This is a genomic window from Mesorhizobium sp. M7A.F.Ca.ET.027.02.1.1 (genome assembly GCF_004022985.1).
Classification (GTDB): Bacteria; Pseudomonadota; Alphaproteobacteria; order Rhizobiales; family Rhizobiaceae; genus Mesorhizobium.
The window spans coordinates 1-391 of the sequence record NZ_RZOL01000989.1 but is presented as its reverse complement, the minus strand read 5'-3'; the positions used below and the strand labels follow the sequence as shown (position 1 = coordinate 391).

Sequence of the window (391 nt, the reverse complement as noted above, 5' to 3'; positions counted from 1 at the left end):
GTACGAGCAGTTACCGGAAGCGGGCGATCTGGAAAAACCGAAGCTGGTGTTCTTCTTTGACGAAGCGCACCTTCTGTTTAACGACGCGCCACAGGTATTGCTGGATAAAATTGAACAGGTCATTCGCCTGATCCGCTCCAAAGGGGTCGGCGTCTGGTTTGTTTCACAAAACCCGTCGGATATCCCGGATAACGTGCTCGGCCAGCTTGGTAACCGCGTGCAGCACGCCCTGCGCGCCTTTACGCCGAAGGATCAAAAAGCGGTGAAAGCCGCCGCGCAAACCATGCGCGCCAATCCTGCCTTTGATACCGAAGCGGCGATTCAGGCGTTAGGCACCGGTGAAGCGCTGATCTCGTTCCTGGATGCGAAGGGCAGCCCGTCCGTGGTGGAA

Annotated in this window: 1 protein-coding gene; it reads left to right on the top strand. The window is 57.3% G+C overall.

Annotated features, from left to right (window positions below; translation table 11 throughout):
* Window positions 1-391, top strand: a 391-nt coding sequence (locus tag EN749_RS37390) for a helicase HerA-like domain-containing protein (protein ID WP_128365179.1), incomplete at both ends; no start/stop codon positions are given.